18 protein-coding genes and 1 tRNA gene are annotated in these 19,298 nt (G+C 52.4%); 10 read left to right on the forward strand and 9 right to left on the reverse strand.

Annotated features, from left to right (window positions below; translation table 11 throughout):
- Nucleotides 1–78 precede the first annotated feature (78 nt).
- The 3 genes from prs to lolB form a co-directional block, all read right to left on the reverse strand.
- Nucleotides 79–1,026 (reverse strand): ribose-phosphate diphosphokinase, encoded by a 948-nt coding sequence (gene prs / locus JC793_RS08765; RefSeq protein ID WP_107679870.1) that lies wholly within the window; start codon nucleotides 1,024–1,026, stop codon nucleotides 79–81.
- 76 nt (nucleotides 1,027–1,102) lie between these two features.
- Nucleotides 1,103–1,978, reverse strand: a complete 876-nt coding sequence (gene ispE, locus JC793_RS08770; RefSeq protein WP_107679840.1) for a 4-(cytidine 5'-diphospho)-2-C-methyl-D-erythritol kinase — start codon at nucleotides 1,976–1,978, stop codon at nucleotides 1,103–1,105.
- Entirely contained in the window at nucleotides 1,963–2,592 is a 630-nt protein-coding gene (gene lolB, locus JC793_RS08775; RefSeq protein WP_107679841.1) for a lipoprotein insertase outer membrane protein LolB, read from the reverse strand. The genes ispE and lolB overlap by 16 nt, the downstream gene beginning before the upstream one ends.
- Nucleotides 2,593–2,872: 280 nt before the next feature.
- Between lolB and hemA the strand changes: the two genes are divergently transcribed.
- The 6 genes from hemA to mnmL all read left to right on the forward strand — a co-directional run bounded on the left by hemA (nucleotide 2,873) and on the right by mnmL (nucleotide 8,721).
- Nucleotides 2,873–4,135, forward strand: a complete 1,263-nt coding sequence (gene hemA / locus JC793_RS08780; RefSeq protein WP_046892237.1) for a glutamyl-tRNA reductase — start codon at nucleotides 2,873–2,875, stop codon at nucleotides 4,133–4,135.
- A 37-nt stretch (nucleotides 4,136–4,172) separates the two neighbouring features.
- Nucleotides 4,173–5,255 carry a peptide chain release factor 1 gene (prfA, locus tag JC793_RS08785; RefSeq protein WP_046892236.1) on the forward strand — a complete coding sequence of 361 codons (1,083 nt, stop codon included), beginning with the start codon at nucleotides 4,173–4,175 and terminating at the stop codon, nucleotides 5,253–5,255.
- Nucleotides 5,255–6,091 carry a peptide chain release factor N(5)-glutamine methyltransferase gene (prmC, locus tag JC793_RS08790; protein ID WP_218428197.1) on the forward strand — a complete coding sequence of 279 codons (837 nt, stop codon included), beginning with the start codon at nucleotides 5,255–5,257 and terminating at the stop codon, nucleotides 6,089–6,091. The genes prfA and prmC overlap by 1 nt, the downstream gene beginning before the upstream one ends.
- Nucleotides 6,088–6,894, forward strand: a complete 807-nt coding sequence (gene sirB1, locus JC793_RS08795) for an invasion regulator SirB1 (RefSeq protein ID WP_218428198.1) — start codon at nucleotides 6,088–6,090, stop codon at nucleotides 6,892–6,894. The genes prmC and sirB1 overlap by 4 nt, the downstream gene beginning before the upstream one ends.
- Nucleotides 6,895–6,960: 66 nt before the next feature.
- Entirely contained in the window at nucleotides 6,961–7,812 is an 852-nt protein-coding gene (gene kdsA / locus JC793_RS08800; protein WP_127376746.1) for a 3-deoxy-8-phosphooctulonate synthase, read from the forward strand.
- A gap of 6 nt (nucleotides 7,813–7,818) precedes the next feature.
- The gene (gene mnmL, locus JC793_RS08805) at nucleotides 7,819–8,721 is read left to right on the forward strand and encodes a tRNA modification radical SAM protein MnmL/YtqA (protein WP_218428200.1); all 903 of its coding nucleotides are present in this window, start codon (nucleotides 7,819–7,821) and stop codon (nucleotides 8,719–8,721) included.
- Between the two features lie 44 nt (nucleotides 8,722–8,765).
- Here the strand turns inward: mnmL and JC793_RS08810 are convergent, their stop codons facing one another.
- From JC793_RS08810 to JC793_RS08820, 3 genes are all read right to left on the reverse strand, one after another.
- Nucleotides 8,766–9,215: a methyltransferase family protein gene (locus JC793_RS08810; RefSeq protein WP_218428202.1), complete on the reverse strand. Its 450-nt coding sequence runs from the start codon at nucleotides 9,213–9,215 to the stop codon at nucleotides 8,766–8,768.
- A 70-nt stretch (nucleotides 9,216–9,285) separates the two neighbouring features.
- The gene (gene dauA / locus JC793_RS08815) at nucleotides 9,286–11,007 is read right to left on the reverse strand and encodes a C4-dicarboxylic acid transporter DauA (RefSeq protein ID WP_046892230.1); all 1,722 of its coding nucleotides are present in this window, start codon (nucleotides 11,005–11,007) and stop codon (nucleotides 9,286–9,288) included.
- Nucleotides 11,008–11,275: 268 nt separating this feature from the next.
- Nucleotides 11,276–11,365, reverse strand: a tRNA-Ser gene (locus JC793_RS08820).
- Between the two features lie 336 nt (nucleotides 11,366–11,701).
- On the opposite strand from JC793_RS08820, the gene ghrA reads away from it, so the two are divergent.
- Both ghrA and JC793_RS08830 read left to right on the forward strand, forming a co-directional pair.
- Nucleotides 11,702–12,643 (forward strand): glyoxylate/hydroxypyruvate reductase GhrA, encoded by a 942-nt coding sequence (gene ghrA / locus JC793_RS08825; RefSeq protein WP_166707695.1) that lies wholly within the window; start codon nucleotides 11,702–11,704, stop codon nucleotides 12,641–12,643.
- A 63-nt stretch (nucleotides 12,644–12,706) separates the two neighbouring features.
- A complete protein-coding gene (locus JC793_RS08830; RefSeq protein ID WP_166707696.1) occupies nucleotides 12,707–13,267 on the forward strand; it encodes a TorD/DmsD family molecular chaperone in 561 nt (186 codons plus the stop codon).
- A gap of 62 nt (nucleotides 13,268–13,329) precedes the next feature.
- Here the strand turns inward: JC793_RS08830 and JC793_RS08835 are convergent, their stop codons facing one another.
- The 3 genes from JC793_RS08835 to mdtH form a co-directional block, all read right to left on the reverse strand.
- Nucleotides 13,330–14,643, reverse strand: a complete 1,314-nt coding sequence (locus JC793_RS08835) for a CitMHS family transporter (protein WP_166707697.1) — start codon at nucleotides 14,641–14,643, stop codon at nucleotides 13,330–13,332.
- A 372-nt stretch (nucleotides 14,644–15,015) separates the two neighbouring features.
- Nucleotides 15,016–15,573 (reverse strand): lipoprotein, encoded by a 558-nt coding sequence (locus JC793_RS08840; protein WP_046892226.1) that lies wholly within the window; start codon nucleotides 15,571–15,573, stop codon nucleotides 15,016–15,018.
- A gap of 64 nt (nucleotides 15,574–15,637) precedes the next feature.
- Nucleotides 15,638–16,837, reverse strand: a complete 1,200-nt coding sequence (gene mdtH, locus JC793_RS08845) for a multidrug efflux MFS transporter MdtH (RefSeq protein ID WP_052927473.1) — start codon at nucleotides 16,835–16,837, stop codon at nucleotides 15,638–15,640.
- Between the two features lie 167 nt (nucleotides 16,838–17,004).
- Here mdtH and rimJ point away from each other — a divergent pair, with 167 nt between their 5' ends.
- Together rimJ and murJ are read left to right on the forward strand one after the other, a co-directional pair.
- A complete protein-coding gene (rimJ, locus tag JC793_RS08850; RefSeq protein ID WP_046892661.1) occupies nucleotides 17,005–17,589 on the forward strand; it encodes a ribosomal protein S5-alanine N-acetyltransferase in 585 nt (194 codons plus the stop codon).
- Nucleotides 17,590–17,663: 74 nt separating this feature from the next.
- Entirely contained in the window at nucleotides 17,664–19,199 is a 1,536-nt protein-coding gene (murJ, locus tag JC793_RS08855) for a murein biosynthesis integral membrane protein MurJ (RefSeq protein ID WP_218428204.1), read from the forward strand.
- Nucleotides 19,200–19,298 lie beyond the last annotated feature (99 nt).

Genomic DNA, 19,298 nt, shown 5'->3' on the forward strand with positions numbered 1-19,298 from the left:
CGGTTAAATACCTGCCAACAAAAAACCCGTTGTGTTCACAACGGGTTCAGACACGCAATGTGTACGCTGATGGTTAAATCAGTGCTCGAACATCGCGGAGATAGACTCTTCATTACTGATACGGCGGATGGCTTCTGCCAGCATTCCGGATAAAGTCAGTGAACGGACTTTATTCAGTGCTTTAATTTCCGCTGATAACGGAATGGTGTCACAGACAATCACTTCATCAATCACAGAATCACGGATATTGTTTACCGCGTTGCCGGAGAAGATAGGGTGAGTTGCGTATGCAAACACACGTTTCGCACCACGTTCTTTCAGTGCTTCCGCAGCTTTGCACAGCGTGCCCCCGGTATCGATCATATCGTCAACCAGTACACAGTCACGACCGGCAACATCACCGATGATATGCATCACCTGAGAAACGTTCGCACGCGGGCGGCGTTTATCAATGATAGCCATATCAGTGTCGTTCAGCAGTTTGGCGATCGCACGGGCGCGGACCACACCACCGATATCCGGAGAAACCACAATCGGGTTATCCAGATTTTTCTGTAACATATCTTCCAGCAGGATAGGGCTGCCGAATACGTTATCAACCGGGACATCGAAGAAGCCCTGAATCTGCTCAGCGTGAAGATCTACTGTCAGCACACGGTCAACACCCACACTTGAGAGGAAGTCAGCGACCACTTTCGCGGTGATTGGCACACGCGTGGAGCGGACGCGGCGATCCTGACGGGCATAGCCGAAATACGGGATAACAGCAGTGATACGACCCGCAGAAGCACGGCGCAGCGCGTCAACCATAACAACCAGTTCCATCAGGTTATCGTTGGTCGGTGCACAGGTAGACTGGATGATGAATACATCACCACCGCGCACGTTTTCATTGATTTGAACACTGACTTCACCGTCGCTGAAACGACCGATTGCAGCGTCTCCGAGGTTAGTGTACAGGCGGTTGGCAACACGTTGTGCTAGTTCCGGGATGGCGTTACCAGCAAAAAGCTTCATATCAGGCACGAGAAAAACCTCAGGCATGCGTCCAGAGAGATTGAATTGTGAACCTGAAAGCGTCCGGGGACGGAATCAGGGGCAATTACAGTAGACCAGCGCGGAACTGATGAAGCGGCGAAATGTTGACACCACGTGCCACAAAGCCCTTCACCCACGCCGGCGCGTTAATTAACACCTGTCGGGCGGCTGCCTGGTTTTCGAACTCTCCGAACACACATGCACCCGTACCGGTCAGGCGTGACGGGGTATATTGTAGCAGCCAGGAAAGAAGATCATCAACCTCACGAAAACGTTTTCTTGCAATCGGTTCACAGTCATTTGCGTACGGAGCCTGTAATAATGCGGGCAGAGAGCGGATCGGCGTATCGCGAATTAATTGCGGATCTGTGAAGATAAGCGGTGTCGGAACCGAAATTCCGGGGTGTGCGACCAGATACCAGCGCTCCGGCGGAGATGCCGGGTGCAGAATTTCGCCTATTCCTTCAGCAATGGCCGCATGGCCCCGGACAAATACCGGGACGTCGGCACCGAGTGTGACTCCGAGTTCTGCAAGCGTGTCGTCAGGTAACTGTAACTGCCAGTGATAGTTGAGTGCGATAAGCACTGTGGCCGCATTGGAGGAACCGCCGCCGATACCGCCGCCCATCGGCAGCACTTTTTCAACGGCAATATCCGCACCGGGTAAACCGGCGGTCAGCTGATGCTCCCTGGCATAGTGTTGTAACAGACGGGCTGCGCGGATCACCAGGTTCTGCTCATCCGGTACGCCGGCAAGCGGAGTCAGCAGACGGATCACACCATCAGTGCGCGGCGTAATTGTGACACTGTCACCATGATCCAGAAACTGAAACAGGGTTTGCAGAGTGTGGTAGCCGTCCGCACGGCGGCCTGTGATATACAGAAACAGGTTCAGTTTGGCGGGGGACGGCCAGGTCAGAGATGTCAGTTGAGTGTCCATGAATCCATTTTCAGCTTAATACGGTTATCACCCTGTTCGATATCCAGGCGGTTCGGCAGTTGCGGGGACACTTTTTCATCATAAGACTGATAAGTGACTTTCCACTTTTCCATGCCCTGCGACCAGTTCAGTGCTTTCAGGTGATACTGATTACTGATGGCATAAGACTGCGCATCGCCCGGCAGGCCGACAATCCACTGACGCAGGTTTTCCATCGGGATGGCCATGCCGGTCAGCTGGTAAATCATACTGTCCGGGTCATCACTGTAATATTTCTGACCTTTGTTATCAGTAAGCTGTGTCTGTCCGTCTTTGACAATCAGTTCGAGTTCGGTACTGCCGACCGGGTTGGTGAGCAGCAGTTTGTAGCTGTCAGGAGAGTACTGCTGCCAGAAAAAACGGGCATAGGTTTTTTGCGTTGCGCCGATGTAGGCAAACGACCCGCGTGTCTGGTAACGCTGTAACTGATTAATGTGTTGTGTCTGTGCTTTCCAGCCGGCAGAAGTGGCGGAAACATCGCCTTTCTCTGTATTGTCGGGCAGGGTACAGGCGGCAAGTATCAGGCTGCACAGAGGCAGTAACCGGATAAAGCGCGGGAATTGAATAGAGGCCACGTTGTAATTTCCTTTAACAACTTATAAAAGCAATAACAGTATTGTGCCTGTTTCAGTGGCTGTTTCCTACCTCTCTTACGCTGATTTACGCAATTATCCGTGCCGTGAATGCCTCCTGTTGCGCATCATATTATGTGCTTATTATCACTGTTTCCTGTTTAACGCTTTAATTGCACGGAACCGGCTGCTAAAATGCATGCAGTTATCCTTAGTAAGGGTGTTGATTTCCGGTATACTTAACCGGTATTTTACACACTTACCCCGGTCTGTATTGCAGGATATGACTTTATTAGCACTCGGCATTAATCATAAAACCGCCCCTGTGGCCCTGCGTGAGAAAGTGACTTTCTCACCGGACAGCATGGAAGCGGCATTAACCAATCTGCTCGAACAACCGTCCGTGAGCGGCGGCGTTGTGCTGTCTACCTGCAACCGGACAGAAATCTATCTCAGTGTGGATGAACAGAACGATCAGCGCGATCAGCTGATTGACTGGCTGTGCCGCTATCACAACATCAACCCGCAGGAACTGATGTCCAGTCTTTACTGGCATCAGGATAACGACGCCGTCAGTCATCTGATGCGCGTGGCCAGCGGGCTGGACTCTCTGGTGCTCGGTGAGCCTCAGATCCTGGGGCAGGTCAAAAAAGCCTTTGCACAATCGCAGACATGCCGTTCACTCTCCCGTGAACTGGAGCGCCTGTTCCAGAAATCCTTTTCTGTTGCCAAACGGGTGCGTACTGAAACTGATATCGGTGCCAATGCGGTATCGGTGGCGTTTGCGGCCTGTACACTGGCGCGTCAGATTTTCGAATCCTTATCCAAACTGAATATCCTGCTGGTCGGGGCGGGGGAAACCATTGAACTGGTTGCCCGTCATCTGAATGAGCACGGCGTAAAACATATGATGATCGCCAACCGTACCCGTGAACGGGCCCGCGTGCTGGCGCAGGAAGTCAATGCAGAGGTGATCACACTGCCGGAAATCGACAGCCGGCTGGCGGAAGCGGATATTGTTATCAGCTCCACGGCCAGCCCGTTGCCGATTATCGGTAAAGGTATGGTGGAACGCGCACTTAAAGCCCGGCGTAATCAGCCTATGCTGCTGGTGGATATTGCGGTTCCCCGTGATATTGAAGCCGATGTCGAAAAACTCAGTAACGTCTATCTCTACACTGTGGATGATCTTGAGGCGATTATTGAGCACAATCTGGCACAACGCCAGGTGGCGGCACAACAGGCAGAATCCATTGTGGTGCAGGAAAGCGGACATTTTATGGAATGGCTGCGCGCCCAGAGCGCGGTAAACACGATCCGTGAATACCGCGAACAGGCCGAAGAGATCCGCGCTGCGATGGCCGCCAGAGCGGTGGCACTGATTCAGCAGGGGCATGACCCGGAAGAGGTCATCAACCAGATGTCGCAGCAGCTGACCAACCGCCTGATCCACGCACCGACCAAATCACTTCAGCAGGCCGCCGGCGATGGTGATACCGGCCGCCTGACTCTGTTACGCGACAGCCTCGGGCTGGAGCATCATTAACTTCCTCTATATTATTTTTTAAGGTAGCAGACTACGAATGAAGCCTTCTATTGTCGCAAAACTGGAAGCATTGAAAGAACGTTATGAAGAAATTCAGGCGCACCTTGCGGACGCCGATGTTATCGCTGATCAGAATAAATTCCGTGCTCTGTCGAAAGAATATGCGCAGCTGACTGACGTTGCGAAATGTTTTGAAGCCTGGCAGACCATTCAGGATGATATCGAAACCGCGCAAATGCTTCTTGATGATCCTGAAATGAAGGAGATGGCACAGGAAGAGCTGAAAGACGCAAAACTGCGGAATGAAACCTTAGAGCAGGAATTACAGGTCTTATTACTGCCGAAAGATCCGGATGATGAACGCAACTGCTTCCTGGAAGTCCGTGCGGGCACCGGCGGTGATGAAGCGGCGCTGTTTGCCGGTGATCTGTTCCGGATGTACAGCCGTTATGCGGAATCACGCCGCTGGCGGATTGAGATTATGAACAGTAATGACGGCGAACACGGTGGTTATAAAGAAATCATCTTCAGAGTCACCGGTGAAAACGCATACGGTAATCTGAAGTTTGAATCCGGCGGTCACCGCGTGCAGCGTGTGCCGGAAACCGAATCCCAGGGACGTATCCACACCTCTGCCTGTACTGTCGCGGTACTGGCGGAAGTACCGGAAGCGGAACTGCCGGATATCAGCCCGGCGGATCTGCGTATTGATACCTTCCGTTCATCCGGTGCCGGTGGTCAGCACGTTAACACCACGGACTCCGCTATCCGTATCACCCATATTCCGACCGGGATTGTGGTGGAGTGCCAGGACGAACGTTCACAGCACAAAAACAAAGCCAAAGCTCTCTCAGTGCTGGCTGCACGTATCAAGGCAGCAGAAGAATCCCGCCGTCATGAGGCTGAAGCCTCTGAGCGTCGTAATCTGCTGGGTTCCGGCGACCGTTCGGATCGTATCCGCACGTATAACTTCCCGCAGGGGCGTGTGACCGATCACCGCATCAACCTGACGCTGTACCGTCTGGATGAAGTGATGGAAGGCAAGCTGGATGCACTGATCCAGCCGCTGGTGAATGAATATCAGGCAGATCAGCTCGCGGCGCTGTCTGAGCAGGAGTGATGACGTTCCGGACATGGCTGGCGGAGGCTGTCAGCCGTTTAAGTCACAGCGACAGCCCGAAACGGGATGCGGAGATTCTGCTGACGTTTGTCACCGGCCGTACCCGCAGTTACATTATTGCGTTTGATGAAACCGCGCTCAGCGGGGATGAACAGCAACGCCTTGAGGCGCTGCTCGTCCGCCGGGAGCAGGGCGAACCGGTAGCGTATATCACCGGTGTGCGTGAGTTCTGGTCACTGCCGCTGGAAGTTTCTCCCGCCACACTGATCCCGCGGCCGGATACCGAATGTCTGGTGGAGGCGGCACTGGAATTGTTACCGTCGTCATCCTGCGATATTCTGGATCTCGGTACCGGCACCGGCGCCATCGCACTGGCTCTGGCTTCCGAACGGCCGGATTGTCATGTGACCGGGGCGGATATTCAGCCGGATGCGGTGGCACTGGCGCAGCGTAACGCTGCCCGCCTGGGACTGACAAATACAGCGTTTAAAGAAAGTCGCTGGTTTGCTTCACTGCCGATTCATCAATTTGCTATGATAGTGAGTAATCCCCCATACATTGATGAAAATGATGAGCATCTGGTGCAGGGGGATGTCCGTTTCGAGCCGCGCAGTGCGCTGGTCGCCCCGCAGAACGGTCTGGCCGATCTGGCGGAAATTGCTGTGCAGTCCGTACATTATCTGACACCCGGCGGGTGGCTGATTGTGGAACATGGCTGGCGGCAGGGAGAGGCTGTCCGTGAACTGTTCCGGGAAAACGGATTTTGCCGGGTGGAAACCCGCCGCGATTATGGCGGAAATGATCGGGTTACTTTAGGTCAACGGGAAGAGAAATGAAAAGCATTGCCGATTTTGAATTCAATGGTGCGCCGTTACTGAACGGCATTATGTTAGTGCTGAAAACTGTCCGCCCTGATTTTGACCGGGAAAAGGCAGAAACACACATCAATGAACTTATCCGCCAGACCCGTAAGCGCCTCCCGCCGCAGTCCGACGAACAGACCTGTTTACAGACACTGATTACCCTCTTTTATCATAAATGGCAGTTCGGTGGTGCCAGCGGTGTTTATTCACTGTCTGACACGCTGTGGCTGGACAATATGCTGCGCACACAGCGCGGTTCACCGGTTTCACTCGGCATCCTGTTCCTGCATATTGCACAGGCCATCGGTCTGCCGGTTGTGCCGGTGGTTTTCCCGACCCAGCTTATTCTGCGGGCGGATCTTGATGACGATACGCTGTTTATCAATCCGATTAACGGCGATATTCTGGATCAGCACACGCTGGATGTCTGGATTAAAGGCACGGTCAGCCCGGCCCATCATCTCACCGGGGATGACCTTGAGGAAGCCGAAAACAGCCATGTGGTGCGCAAATACCTCGACAGTATTAAAGTCGCGCTGATGGAAGAGAAAAAAATGGAGCAGGCACTGAAAGTCAGCGAAACCATTTTATTATTTGACCCGGATGATCCGTATGAAATCCGTGACCGCGGGCTGATCTATGCCCAGCTGGATTGCAGTCATATCGCGATTTCCGATCTGAACTATTTTATTGAGCAATGTCCGCAGGACCCGGTATCGGAAATGATAAAAATGCAGATCCACACATACGAACAGCAGCATATCGTTCTGCATTAATAAACTGATACCGGTTTAGTGATTTCCATAAACGCAATTTAATTGCCTCTGCCAAAAGGTTATACCATGCAACAGAAAGTCGTATCTATCGGGGATATTCGTGTCGGCAATGCGCTGCCGTTTGTTCTGTTCGGCGGCATGAATGTACTTGAATCCCGCGATCTGGCGATGAAAATCTGCGAACATTACGTGACTGTCACGCAGAAGCTGAATATTCCGTATGTCTTCAAAGCCTCTTTTGACAAAGCAAACCGCTCTTCCATCAACTCTTACCGTGGTCCGGGTCTTGAGGAAGGGATGAAGATTTTTGAAGAGCTGAAAAAAACCTTCGGCGTTAAAATTATTACTGATGTTCACGAATCCTGGCAGGCACAGCCGGTGGCGGATGTGGTGGATGTGATTCAGTTACCGGCTTTCCTGGCGCGTCAGACTGATCTGGTGGAAGCGATGGCAAAAACCGGCGCAGTCATTAACATCAAAAAACCGCAGTTTATCAGCCCGGGGCAGGTTGGTAATATCGCGGATAAATTCCGTGAAGGCGGTAATGATCAGATCATTTTATGTGATCGCGGCGCAAACTTTGGTTATGACAACCTGGTTGTGGATATGCTGGGCTTTAAAGTGATGGAAAAAGCTTCCGGCGGTTGCCCGGTGATTTTCGATGTCACGCACTCCTTGCAATGCCGTGACCCGTTTGGTGCCGCATCCGGCGGTCGCCGTGGTCAGGTGGCTGAACTGGCCCGTGCCGGGATGGCGGTTGGCCTGGCCGGTCTGTTCCTGGAAGCGCATCCGGACCCGGATAATGCCCGTTGTGATGGTCCTTCCGCACTGCCGCTGGCAAAACTGGAACCGTTCCTGCAGCAGGTTAAAGCGATTGACGATCTGGTGAAAAGCTTCCCTGAGCTGGATACCGAATAATTTCCGATGCAGCTTCACACAGTCGTTAACATGTTCGGCGCTGATCTTCAGCGCCGTTATGGCGAAAAAATTCATAAAATCACCCTCCACGGCGGCTTCAGCTGCCCCAACCGTGACGGCACCCTCGGGCGCGGCGGTTGTACCTTCTGTAATGTGGCCTCTTTTGCGGATGAAAATGCACAGTATGATTCTATTGAGGATCAGCTGAGTCAGCAGTCCGTCAAAATCACCCGCGCCAAACGTTATCTCGCGTATTTTCAGGCGTATACCAGTACGTATGCGGAAGTGGAACTGCTGCGAAAAATGTATGAGTCCGCACTGACACAGGCGGATGTGGTCGGATTATGTGTCGGCACCCGGCCGGATTGTGTACCGGAGGCGGTACTGGATCTGCTTCAGCATTATCAGCAGCAGGGCTATGAAGTATGGCTGGAGCTGGGATTGCAGACCGCACATGATAAAACCCTGAAACGCATCAACCGCGGTCATGATTTTGCCTGTTATCAGGCAACGACCCGGGCGGCCCGCGAACGCGGACTGAAAGTGTGCTGTCACCTGATCAGCGGTCTGCCGGGAGAAACTGCCGCTGATAATCTCATCACACTTGAGTGTGTGCTGGATACCGGGGTTGAGGGCATCAAACTGCATCCGCTGCATATTGTGGACGGCAGCACGATGGCAAAAGCCTGGCGGGCGGGGCGCTTACCCGTGATTTCGCTGGAAGAATATGTTGCCACTGCCGGAGAGATGATCCGCCACACGCCGCCGGACGTAATTTATCACCGAATCTGCGCCAGCGCACGGCGTCCGACCTTACTGGCACCGGACTGGTGCAGCAACCGCTGGCTCGGTATGAACGGCCTGTGGCAGTATCTGCTGGCAAACGGCGGTCAGGGCAGCGCTCTCTGATTTACAATATCTGATTTACAATATCTGATTTGCAATATTCGCAATCACAGCCAGCGTCGTGTCTGCTGGCAATATGCCGTCCATTCCTGTTTAAATTTTCCGGCAAGGAATTTCTCTTCCTGCGGGATGCTGAACAGATCGGTGATCAGCCAGAAAATCAGTCCGCCGATAAGAAAATAATAAGAATGGGTCAGCAGCGCAAACCCGGTACAGGCCGTGGTCAGTGCGAGATAAACCGGATTACGGGACAGCCGGAACGGCCCGCCGGTGATCAGATGCGTGGCTTCGCCGAGCGGGTTCGGCGTGGTGTTATGGCGGCGGAAATACACCAGTGACGCACCAATCCAGCCGAGGCTTTCCAGCCCGATCAGAATGGCTAAAATACCGCCCCATCCGCTGAACTGAATAACCAGTGCATCTTTGGCATACAGCCAGGCGGCAGCAATGCCATTGATAATCAGCCAGTTAAGAAACGGAAGACGAAATACAGCCATGATTTTTCTCCGGTGCCGGATAAAGAAACGGCGGACTCTGCGCCCGCCGTGTATTCAGTATAACCTATTGTCATGCTTCAGAGGTCACACCGCTCATCAGCCCCAGTTCAATCAGAGCCTTGCTGACTGACGGATAAAAACTGATTTTATTCTCAACCGGTACGATGCGTGCCCGCGCCAGGGTTTTCAGCGGCTGGAACGGAATATCAGTAACGACAATATGCGTGTCCACACCGGCTTCATCAATAAAACGGCGAAACGCTTTTAATCCGCCTGCATCCAGTACCGGCACCGCATCCCATTGCATCACAATCGTGTGATAGCCGGTACTTTTGACTTTCAGGTCATCAAAAATCCGTTCCGCGGCAGCAAAGAACAGCGGGCCGTTAATACGGACAACCAGCAGACCTTTATCGTGATCAGTATAAGAGGATTCACTCAGGCGCGTCATATTAGCGATACGGCGCATAAACAGCAGTGAAGCCAGCACAATCCCGACACTGATGGCGATCACCATATCAAACAGCACGGTGAGGCTCAGGCACAGCAGCAGCACGATAATATCGTCTTTCGGTGCGCGGCGGATAAGCTCAATCACTTTTGCTGCTTCACTCATATTCCAGGCCACCATCAGCAGCAGGGCTGACATCGCGGCCAGCGGCAGATAAGAGAGCAGTGGTGCCAGAACCAGCAGGGTCAGCAGAACCAGCAGGGAGTGGATAATGGCCGAGACAGGCGATGTGGCTCCGGCGCGCACGTTAGCGGCAGAGCGGGCAATCGCGGCAGTGGCGGTGATACCGCCGAAAAACGGCGCGGTGATATTACCCAGCCCCTGACCCAGCAATTCCCCGTTAGAGTTATGCTTCTTGCCGGTCATCCCGTCGAGCACGACGGCACAAAGCAGCGATTCAATCGCGCCGAGCATTGCCATCGAAAACGCCGCAGGCATCAGTGCTGTAATCGTGGCCCAGCTGAATACAAATTCTTTGCCGTCCGGGGTCGGTAAATTCCACGGCAGGATAAATTGCGGCAGAATCGGCGGGATACCCGCGCCCTGCGTGCCGTCCGCCAGGGTATAACTGAAGCGGGAACCGATGGTGGCGGCGTCCATACCGAACATTGACAGCAGCAGCATGACCAGCATCCCGGCAATCACGGCGGGCAGGTGGCCGGGCAGGCGCAGTTTCAGTTTCGGCCAGTAGATCAGCACCAGCAGGGTGGTCACACCGATCAGGGTATCGGACAGATTAATGGTCGGCATCGCTTTAACGAGGGCGATCACCTTATCCACATAGTTTTCCGGCACATACGCCATGGTCAGGCCGAAAAAATCTTTCACCTGCATGGTGGCGATAGTGATCGCAATCCCCGAGGTGAAACCGAGCACCACGGAAATCGGAATATATTCAATGAGTTTACCGAAACGCGCGAGGCCCATCGCCAGCAGGATAATCCCGGACATCAGCGTGGCTATCAGTAAGCCGCCCAGTCCGAACTGCTGGGAAACGGGGTAGAGGATCACCACAAATGCTGCGGTTGGTCCTGAAACACTGAAACGGGAGCCACCGGTTACCGCAATGACAATACCGGCGATAGCGGCGGTATACAGACCATATTGCGGTGCCACACCACTGCCGATAGCCAGTGCCATGGCCAGCGGGATAGCAATAATCCCGACGGTGATACCGGCAATGGTATCTTTTATCAGACGGGAAACGGAGTAAGGCTGTTTCCAGCATGAGTCAATTAATGCAGAAAAAAGAGATAATCCTTTAAATGTTGAAATTTTCATTTCCGGACAACTGTCACCTCTGAGTCATATGAAAAAAATAGGGAGACGCCAAAGCGCACTAGTGTACGCAAAACAGGGAGAGATTTAGCTGAGATACATCAAATGACGTTGTATACAATAGCGGATATTAAAATAAAATCAAAAATATGAAGAAGTTAAGATGTAATAAAACAGGATATTCTGTTATTGACAGGGATAGCAGTATAAAAAAAGAAAAGACAGAAACGAAAAAAGCCTGCTGATTGCTCAGCAGGCTCTTCTCTTAAGATGGCGGTGAGAGAGGGATTCGAACCCTCGATGCACTTTCGCGCATACACACTTTCCAGGCGTGCTCCTTCAGCCACTCGGACATCTCACCGGGGTACTGTTCGTTGCGTTGATATCTCGCTGCAACGGGGCGCTACTATAGGGGAAGCGGTGTAACCCGTCAATACACTCTGTGAAAAAAAATGTGTTTTTCCGTTCGTTTAATTAAAAAAACAGCATATTGGTGATTAACATAGCGGTTTCAGTAAAAATACAGTACCGGCCGCATAAAAAGTGACCGGCAAATTTTTTTCAGCAGTAAATCATCTGCCGGAAAATTATGCAGGTCAGTTAACAATAACAACATTTTAACGAGGTGAAAATCTCTCCGGGGCTTGAATTCTTTCCGTAATCCTATCAGGCTGGTAAAAAAACAGAGGAGCGCCGCATGAATATTATTTTCTACCATCCTTTTTTTGACTCAGAGCTGTGGATCAACGGCATGAAAAAACACCTGCCGCAGGCCGATATCCGTAAATGGGTGCCGGGTGATAACCAACCGGCGGATTATGCGCTGGTGTGGTTGCCACCGCGTGAGTGCCTGGCGGGGCGGACGACGATGAAAGGTGTCTTTGCACTGGGTGCCGGCGTGGATGCCATTCTGAAGCAGGAGCAGGCGAACCCGGGCACACTGCCTGCCGGGGTGCCGGTGATCCGCCTTGAAGATACCGGGATGGGGGCGCAGATGCAGGAGTACGCAGTTGCCAAAGCGCTGTGGTATTTCCGCAAAATGGATATTTATAAACGTCAGCAGGAGCAGCGTATCTGGAAAGCGCAACCGGCGTTTACGTTTGATGAGTTTGAAATCGGAGTGCTGGGAACCGGCGTTCTCGGCCGTTCAGTAGCGGAAAAACTCGCGGAGTTCGGATTTAAAGTCCATGGCTGGAGCCGGACACCGAAACAGATCCCGGGCGTAACCGGTTTCCACGGCAACGATCAGCTGGATGAATTCTTAAGTCACAGCCGTCTGCTGATCAACCTGCTGCCGGATACACCGCAGACGCGCGGTATCCTCAATCAGTCGCTGTTCAGTAAGCTGCCGCAGAGTTCTTACTTGATTAATCTGGCGCGCGGTTCCCATCTGGTGGATAACGATCTGCTCGAAGCGATTGATGACGGGCAGATTGCCGGTGCCAGCCTGGACGTCTTCGCCACCGAGCCGCTGCCGGAAATGCACCCGTTCTGGACACATCCGAGAGTGGATGTCACACCGCATATTGCCGCATTCACTATTCCGTCAGAGGCAATGAAAGCCATTGTCACCAATATTGAGCGGATTGAGCGGGGCGAAGCACCGCACGGTGTGGTAAATATGGAGCTGGGGTATTAATTCTTTACAGCGATAAAGACAATCCGGACAATAGCGGCAACTCAGTTAATAAGGATTTGAAGTATGAATGAATTTTCGCTGGTCTGCCGCCTGCTCGGAACCCTGTTTAACCGCGTGCCGGCTGATCCTGTGCTGGCACCGGTTCTGACGATGATTAAACAGGGGCAGCTGAAAGCTCACTGGCCGCTGGAACAGGATGCGCTGCTGACCAGACTGGCTGAGCATTGTGATACCGCTGAACTGACGGCGGATTATCAGCAGTTATTTACTGACGGGGCGGTGGCTCAGCACCGGTCAGAGTATACCGGTGAACCGGAGAGTGAGGTGCGTCAGTTTCTCAGTGAACGCGGTATGCCGCTGACAGACGCCGTAACAGACAGCTTCGGTTCTCTGCTGCTGGCGGCATCCTGGCTGGAAGATCAGGCACAGGAAGATGAAGTCAGCGCCCAGACAGCGTTGTTCGCGGATTATCTGCTGCCGTGGAGTGATGCATTCCTCGGGAAAGTTGAATCTCATGCACAACACGGGTTTTACCGCACGCTGGCGATCCTGACCCGCGAAGCATTGTCAGCATTGTATGAAGAATTGACTGAAGACGAAGAAGACGAAGAAAATAATGACTGATATGTGACGTTGTCACGTGTTATTCCCGGCCCGGTCAGATGACCGGGCTTTTTGTATCAGGCTCAGAACAACCCCAGAAACCAGCCTGCTGCCAGCGTGACAAAGCTGAACAGCCAGATCCAGAAGAAGGAGTAACGCAGATGGCGTCCCATATCCACACCGGCGATCCCCACTGCCAGCCAGACCGCAGGTGAAAACGGGCTGACAAACGTACCGGCGTTATTACCGATGGCCATGGCATACACCACATCCGCCGGCGGGATACCTGCGGAAGCCACCACATCACGGACAATCGGCAGCAGCGCAAAATAATAGGCGTCGGTACTGGTAAATATATCCAGCGGCACGCCAATCATCCCGATAATGATATGAAATTCAGAAGCCAGATGTTCCGGAATAATCAGCAGCAGGTCTTTGGCGACAGATTCCAGCATACCGCCTTTATCCATAATTCCCAGAAATACCCCGGCAGAAAGAATAATTGCCGCCATAGATAATGCCTGCGGGGCATGATGGTTAATCGCCGCAACCTGGTCCTTTGGTTTCGGGTAATTGATGATAAGAGCGGCAGAAAGCGCCAGCATAAAAATATAGGGAGCGGCCAGCCACCCCAGTGCCAGACTGAGGATCGCCAGCAGGATCAGCAACATATTGATAAGGAACCGTTGTGGTTTTTCAGTACCCTGTTCGTTATCAGCCTCATCATACAGTTCAAGAAGAGAATCCTGTTCATACGGCGTGGTGCCGTATTGTGCTGCACGGGCGATACGGTGTTTTTCCCGCAGGCCGAACAGGGCGGCAACCAGCACCGATGCGGTAATACCGATGATTTGCACCGGGATCAGCGGCTGCCACAGAGCAGAGGCGGAAATACCGGTCACGGCTGATGCCCGGCCGAGCGGTCCGCCCCACGGCACCATATTCATGACCCCCATACTCATACACATCAGTAACAGCATCAGATACGGGCTCATACCCAGCCGCCGGTAGATGGGCAAAAATGCCGGAATGATAATCAGAAAAGTAGCCGCGCCGGAGCCGTCAAGATGAACAACGGCCGCCACCAGGGCCGTCACCATAGCCACAATGACCACACTTCCCCGCGTCAGCCCGATCATCAGGCGGATAAACGGATTGAAAATATGCAGATCTTTCATAATGCTGAAAAACAGAATGGCAAACAGAAACATCACCGCGACATTTGCGACTTTTTTGATGCCGTAATCAAAAAACGCGGTAATGTCAGTCAGGGAATAACCCGCCAGCAGGGCACCAAACAGGGGAATAACAGACATGGCAATAACAGGGCTGGTTTTTCCTGTCATCAGCAAAATAACAATCGTTACGATGATCAGCAGTCCAATCAGTGTCAGCATCAGATGATCCTTATCCGGAAATGATTATTTTCTGATGTTACTGAAATGAAGAAGCATGATGTTAAAAATGTTTATGAATTGTGAAATATATCATCAAAAAAGGAGGCGGCAGATTCAGAAAAAAGCGGTCAATCACAAATTAATTTTATCTGCGACAGCAGATAAAACAGCATTTCATTCTTATTTTCGGGGAGAGTATTGCGGAAGTGTCAGAATCAGATGGCCCGGTATTTTTTCGTATGCTTTGAATTTTCGTCACATTCTTTTGCAGAACAGGAAAATAATACCGTTCCCGGCGGGATAGTTAAGGAACGGTATCATAATTTAGTGAATTAATAATTTACGGGCACAATTAAAAATTTTTATCAAAGGTTATTCCGTTAACGGGATAACTATCCGGCCCGGACGGATTTCAATGCCTTTGGCAAACTTTTTCGCCGCCGCTTCGGCAGTATTATCTGCGTTCAGCACATAGACGGGGGTAATATTGAAAAAGGTGCTCAGTGTATGATTGAGGTAGGGGATCAGCGCGGAAATCAGGGTATCCCATTTATCCGGGTCCAGTGTGTAATTGGTGATTTCAATATCACGCATATAAATTGCCCCCCCGGCGGCATCAAAATACGGTGCGGCACTGAGGGTCATTGAAATGGTAAAATCACGCGAACCGAACAGTGACACCAGCTTCAGCGAGCCGATTGCGGTCAGTTTGACTTTACCCGGCTCTTCCCGGCCAATCTCGGTGAGCAGTTTTTCCAGGGTAAAATCCGCATCTGCCACACCGTCCATACCAATCTGTTTGTTCAGCCGGATATTTTCAGCCACTGCACTGTTTATCGTCTCTTCACTGACACTGATTTCAGTTAACTTATCGCAGCCCGTTAAAACGGTTGCTGCGACCAGTGCCGCGGTAAAAAGGAATAATCTCATCAGTATCTCCTGTTGTATACCACCCGATACTAACCTGTGCTGCGGCAAATCCAAAATATCCGGATCAATTTAATACGGCCGGGCTTATCTTCTTCGGGTTAAACTGGCGGTAGAGTGCAGTCAGTGTAATCAGACCGATTGTACCGAGTAAAAACCAGGGAAGTTCAGGTAATTGCATTTCTTTACCCAAGTCATACAGCCAGCCGCCGCCGGTATAGCCGATGGCACCGCCGAATGCCAGCCCGAGACGGCTGAAGCCCATGTAACTGCCGCGTGCACGCGGATCAGCCAGTGAAGCACTGAGTGTCTCCCGTGCCGGTTCGGCGATCACCGATCCTAAATAGAACAAACAGATAATCGCAAACAATACATGCAGTGAATGTGTCAGTGCGACCGGGAACATGCTCAGGCTCATCAGGAATAACCCGGCCATCAGACGGGTTTCCAGCCGGAAACGTTTTTCACTCCAGCGTGCCAGCGGATAGAGGAGCGTCAGTGATAAGGCGGCCTCAATGGCATACATCCATTTCACCGCTGCCGGGGTGCCCGCCAGTTCGTTGACAATAATCGGGAACATCAGCATCACCTGCACGGAGAGAATAAAGTAGCCGGTCAGTGTCAGCACATAGCGGGAGAAGCGTTTATCGCGCAGTACGCGGGTCAGACCCTCTCTGACCGGTGTGCGGGTGGTGGAGATGCGGTAAGCGGGCAGTAACCAGGCGTTACACAGTGCGGTGATGATAAAAATTGCCGCGCCCACCCAGCAGACCAGATGAAAATCATAGATAAGCAGCCAGCTGCCGAGCAGTGCTCCGATCACCGCACCGGCACTGTCCTGCATCAGCAGCAGGGAGTAAAAACGGCCGCGTTCATACGGACGGGTCAGTTTGATCACCAGCGCGGTGCGCGGCGGGTCAAACAGTGTACCGCCGATGGCGGAAAGGACACAGGACAGCCAGAGTATCCACGGCTCATCGGCCATGGCCATCAGCGCGAAGCCGCCGGCACGGAGAAACATACCGATGACGATCATCGGTTTGGCGCCGAAACGGTCAGCAATGGCACCGCCGAAAATTCCCAGCCCCTGCTGGACAAACTGACGCAGCCCCAGTGCAAACCCGACCACAATCCCCGCCCAGCCGAGTTGCTCAACAAAGCGGATGGAGATCAGCGGAAAGACCACAAAGAAGCCGAGAACAACCAGCAGGTTATCCACCAGCAACCAGTACTTACCCAGTGTCCGGGCTTGTCTGACAAGTGACATTCAGCACCACATTAAATATTGAAAGGAATAGAAAAAAGGGAGATGATTACACTTTCTATTCTCTGCTTATTCCGCCCGTGATGACAGAGAATTCAGGATGATATTTTTTTATCGACGGAACGTGGTTAAGCACACCTTGATTACGGCCTTCTGAGAGAGGAATTATGTTGTTCGGCTATCGCGCGAATACGCCGCAGCTTCGTTTTAACACGGACAGAATGGTGGTTCGTCTGGCTCATGAGCGGGACGCGTACCGCATCAGTGAATATTACTGTGATAATGAAGAATTTCTGAAGCCATGGGAGCCTCTGCGCGACCGCAGCCATTATCATCCTTCCGGCTGGTCGTCGCGCTTACAGCTGATGACAGATATGCACCGGCAGGGCACCGCATTTCATTTTCTGCTGCTGGATAAAGCGGAAAATGAGGTCATGGGCGTGGCGAACTACAGTAATGTTATCCGCGGCGTATTTCATGCCTGTTTTCTCGGCTATTCGCTGGGGGAAAAATGGCAGGGACAGCATTATATGCAGGAAGCGCTGGAACCGACTCTTCGCTATATGCAGCGCCAGCAGGGCATGCACCGGATTATGGCAAACTATATGCCCCATAATCAGCGCAGCGGGCAGCTCCTCGCCCGGCTCGGGTTTGAAAAAGAGGGCTATGCAAAGGAGTATCTGATGATTAACGGCCGGTGGCGCGACCATGTTCTGACCGCTCTGACCACTCCTGACTGGGTTAAGCCACGATAACGGCGGGTTTTTCTGTTCCGCCCGCGTTATCGTGATACTATTTCCGCCTTTGTTATCTGACCAGCACATTCAGCATGAATTTATTGAAATCTCTCGCCGCCGTCAGCTCAATGACGATGTTTTCGCGCGTACTCGGCTTTATCCGCGATGCCATTATCGCCCGGATTTTCGGGGCATCGATGGCCGCCGATGCCTTCTTTGTCGCCTTTAAACTGCCGAATCTGCTGCGGCGGATTTTTGCCGAAGGGGCATTCTCCCAGGCTTTCGTGCCGATTTTATCCGAATATAAAACCCAGCAGGGTGATGAAGCCACCCGTACCTTTATTGCCTATGTCTCCGGGATGCTGACACTGTTCCTGGCCGTGGTCACGGTACTCGGGATACTCGCCGCGCCGTGGATTATCTATGTTACCGCCCCCGGGTTTACCGGTGATCAGGATAAATTCACACTGACCACCAATCTGCTGAAAGTCACTTTCCCGTATATCTTTCTGATCTCCATTGCCTCACTGGCGGGGGGCGTACTCAATACCTGGAACCGTTTTTCGGTCCCGGCGTTTGCACCGACTCTGCTGAACGTCAGTATGATCGGGTTTGCGTTATTTGCCGCACCGTACTTTAATCCGCCGATTATGGCGCTGGCGTGGGCGGTACTGGCTGGCGGAGTATTGCAGATTGCCTATCAGCTGCCGCACCTGAAAAAAATCGGTATGCTGGTGCTGCCGAGAGTTTCTTTCCGTAACAGCGGGGTCTGGCGGGTGATGAAACTGATGGGGCCGGCGATCCTCGGCGTCTCGGTCAGTCAGATTTCACTGATTATCAACACGATTTTTGCCTCATTTCTGGTGTCCGGTTCAGTTTCCTGGATGTATTACGCCGACCGTCTGATGGAACTGCCGTCCGGTGTGCTCGGGGTGGCACTGGGTACGATCCTGCTGCCGTCACTGGCGAAAAGCTTCTCCAAAGGCGACACCACCGAATACCGCAAACTGATGGACTGGGGATTGCGTCTCTGCTTCCTGCTCGCTCTGCCATGTGCGGTGGCGCTGGCCATTCTGGCGGAAGCGCTGACTGTCAGTCTGTTCCAGTACAAAAATTTCACCGCATTTGATGCCCTGATGACACAGCAGGCGCTGATGGCTTACTGCGTTGGTCTGATGGGGATGATTGTAATTAAAGTGCTGGCACCGGGGTTCTACTCCCGCCAGAACATCAAAACACCGGTTAAAATTGCGATTGCCACGCTGATCCTGACACAACTGATGAACCTGGCGTTTATCGGGCCGTTTAAACACGCCGGTCTGGCACTGTCGATTGGTATTGCGGCCTGTTTCAACGCCTCGTTACTTTACTGGCAACTGCGTAAGCAAAATATTTTCACTCCGTTACCGGGCTGGGGAAAATTCTTCCTTAAACTGGTGATCGCGATGCTGTTTATGGCTGCGGTACTGGTTGGTATGATGTATCTGATGCCGGAATGGTCACAAGGCAATATGCTGATGCGGATGCTGCGCCTGATGGGCGTGGTGATAGCCGGTGCCGGTGCGTATTTTGCAGCACTATACGCGCTGGGTTTCCGCTTGCGGGACTTTGCACAGCGCAGCTTATAAGCCGTTTTTATCTCATTCCGACGGGGCTGATAACAGCCCCGTTTTTGTATTTCCCGCCTGAATAATTAACATATTAATGTTATTAATCTTCTGATTTTA

The organism is Morganella morganii, assembly GCF_019242955.1.
Taxonomy (GTDB): domain Bacteria; phylum Pseudomonadota; class Gammaproteobacteria; order Enterobacterales; family Enterobacteriaceae; genus Morganella; species Morganella sibonii.